The following is a 2,854-nucleotide window of genomic DNA, read 5'->3' on the forward strand; positions in this document are numbered from 1 at the left end:
GTGCGAGTGCGATGAACGGCAGGGCTCCGTCATCGGCGACGGCGGCGGCGAAGTCCGCGCGGTCGCTGACGCGGGTCATGGGCCCCTGGGCCACGGGGAGCCGGGTGCCGAGCGCCCGGCTCATCGGGGCTCCGGGCCGCAATGCCCGTACGGCGGCGTTCTCCCGGACGGTGTCCTGGACGGCGGCGACGACCGCGCGGACGGCGCGGCCGGTGTCGCCCCAGCGCTCGGCGAAGCGGGCCGCGAGGAAGCCGTCCTGGCCGACGGGCAGAGCGGCTTCCGGGTCGCTGCCGGCGGGTGGAGCGGCCTTGCCGCGTCGGCGCAGGACCCGGTGGCCGTCGATCACGGTGGTCTCCGAGCCGTCCATGGTCCGCAGCGAGGCGGCCACCGGCTCCGCCACTCCCGACTCGGCCAGCAGAGCGAGCTGACTGTCCAGCACCACCCCGGCCGCCCCGCCGACCACGGCGGCGGCCGCGGTTCCCGGTGCGATGCCTCCACAGGCCCACACCGGAATCCCGGCCAACTCCCTTGCAGCCAACAGCTGTTGGAGCAGCACGAAGGTGCTCACCTCCCCGACCGGCCCGCCGCACTCGCTGCCGCGGGCGATCAGGCCGTCCGCCCCGGCGCGGGCGGCCTCGCGGGCCTCGTCCAGGCCGGTGACCTCGACGAGCACCCGGGCCCGGCCGGAGACATCGCCGATCCGCCAGGGAGCGTCGCGGGCGAGGATCACTGTGTGGGGTTGGGGTACCGCGGCCCCGGGCCCCGTGCCGAGACCGCCGGGATCGAGGCGGCAGCGTAAGCCGACCCGCACGCCGTACGGGCCCGGAGCCCACCGGCGTAGCGATGCCAGTGCGTCTCTCGTGTTTCGGTCCCCGGTCCCCAGGTCGAGCACTCCGAGTCCGCCGGCGCGGCTGACCGCGGCGGCGAGCCTGGCGTCCGGCTCACCGAAGGGGGTTATTCCGATGACCAGGTCCATGACGTGCTCTGCCGACGTCATAATTCTCCGAAAATGCGTTGGCGTTGCCCGGAGGTTAAGTTTCGGTCAATCAGAGGGCGCAGGAAGTGCAGGGTCGAGCAATGCCCGGGAGAAACAATTCGGGCCATCGGTGAATCAGCCTGAAGCTAGCGCCAAAGTTACTCATCGGTCAATGCTGCGGCGATTTCATCGCCCCACGGGAACCCGCGACGAGGCGGAATGTGAACACGACGGAAACGGGCGGCGAGTGGGGAACTCGCGGCCCGCGTCTGCCGTGGAAATGTGTAATGGAACCGGTGGGGGGAATTCGGCGACGCAGCCCAGTATCTTTACGTGTCCACGCTAAGGTGTCAAGATCGAAGCCAAGATCTTCTGATAGGCAGTCAGATGCCTGTCGCCGATCGGTCTAGCCTTCCTTGCCGGCCTTGAGCTTCAGCCACACCGCGCTGAGCGCTTCGAGATCCTTCTGGTCCAGGAGGTCGGTGAAGACGGGCGCGAGGCACTCGCGGCGCGTGGCGTCGGCCTCGGCGAACAGTTGGCGGCCCTCCGGCGTGAGTGCGATCTCGACGGAGCGTGCGTCCCGGGCGGAGGGGGTGCGGGTGACCAGGCCTCGGTTCTGGAGCGCGTCGACGACGCGGGAGACCTGGCTGCGGCTGAGCATGGTGCTGTTGCCGAGGACGGAAGCGGGGACCGGTTCCGGGCTGGAGTCGAGCCAGAGCATGACCTCGAACCAGGAGACCGGCAGGTCGTGGGCCTTGCTGAGGGCGCGGTCGACGCGCTCCGTGAGCACGGTTCCGGCCCAGACCACACCATAGAAGGCGTGGTCGGCGACCGACATCTCAGCCTGGGTGAGCTTCCTCTTCGTCATGGCCCGAGCTTACCGGTTGCGTGTGTGCGCACGTAATGGTTATGGTGTGTGTACACGCACTGAACGCGCCATCGAACCGCTCGGTGTTCTCTGAAACGAAAGGCCGCACCATGTCTTCCAAGGTTGTTCTGATCACGGGTACCTCCTCCGGCATCGGCCTCGCCGCCGCCGTCGCCGCCGCGCAGGCGGGCTGGCGGACCGTGGCGACCCTGCGGGACCCCCGCCGCGCCGACGCACTGCGCAAGGCCGCCGCGGACGCCGGCGTCGAGCTCGACATCCGGCAGCTCGACGTCACCGACGAGGCCTCGGTCGCCGCCGCGATCGACGGAGTGATCGCCGACCACGGCCGCCTCGACGCCGTGATCAACAACGCCGGTGCCGGGCACCTGGGCACGCTGGAGAACGAGACCGTGGACGATGTCCGCCAGGTCATGGAGGTCAACTTCTTCGGCGTGCTCCATGTCTCCAAGGCCGCCCTGCCCCATCTGCGTGCTTCCGGCGGCCGTCTGATCACCGTCACCAGCGTCGGCGGTATCGTCGGACAGCCCTTCAACGAGGCCTACTGCGCGGCGAAGTTCGCCGTCGAGGGCTACATGGAGAGCCTGGCGCCGGTCGTGGCCAAGCTCGGTGTGTCCGTCTCCGTCGTCGAACCCGGCGCCGTGGCCACCGAGTTCGTCAACAACATCGGCGTCGACCTGGAGGCCGAGGTCGCCGCCGCCGGTCCGTACGCCGAGGCGCTGAACAACTACCTCAACCGCACCGTCGCGCAGTTCCTCAACGGTGCCCAGACCCCGGCCGAGGCCGCCGAAGCCGTGCTGGAGGCGCTCACCGCGGACCGCCCGGCGTTCCGTATCCAGACGTCCGAGTGGGCCCGTGGCTTCACCGGCACCAAGCTGGCCGACCTGGACGGTTCTGCGGTGCTCGGCCTCACCGGCGCCTGGATCGGCTGAGAAGCCCCCTGGCGCAGGGCCGGTGCCGGGAGGGGTCAGCCCGGTGCCGGGCCGGTGTCC

3 protein-coding genes are annotated in these 2,854 nt (G+C 70.1%); 1 reads left to right on the forward strand and 2 read right to left on the reverse strand.

Annotated elements, in window-relative coordinates; genetic code table 11:
* Both ACWGI8_RS42535 and ACWGI8_RS42540 read right to left on the reverse strand, forming a co-directional pair.
* On the reverse strand, positions 1-997 hold a 997-nt coding region (locus ACWGI8_RS42535), incomplete at its 3' end, for a nitronate monooxygenase (protein ID WP_453668822.1).
* Positions 998-1,382: 385 nt separating this feature from the next.
* The gene (locus ACWGI8_RS42540; RefSeq protein ID WP_453668823.1) at positions 1,383-1,844 is read right to left on the reverse strand and encodes a MarR family winged helix-turn-helix transcriptional regulator; all 462 of its coding nucleotides are present in this window, start codon (positions 1,842-1,844) and stop codon (positions 1,383-1,385) included.
* A 110-nt stretch (positions 1,845-1,954) separates the two neighbouring features.
* On the opposite strand from ACWGI8_RS42540, the gene ACWGI8_RS42545 reads away from it, so the two are divergent.
* Positions 1,955-2,794 (forward strand): SDR family oxidoreductase, encoded by an 840-nt coding sequence (locus tag ACWGI8_RS42545; protein ID WP_453668824.1) that lies wholly within the window; start codon positions 1,955-1,957, stop codon positions 2,792-2,794.
* Positions 2,795-2,854 lie beyond the last annotated feature (60 nt).

This window comes from Streptomyces sp. NPDC054841, from assembly GCF_053611045.1.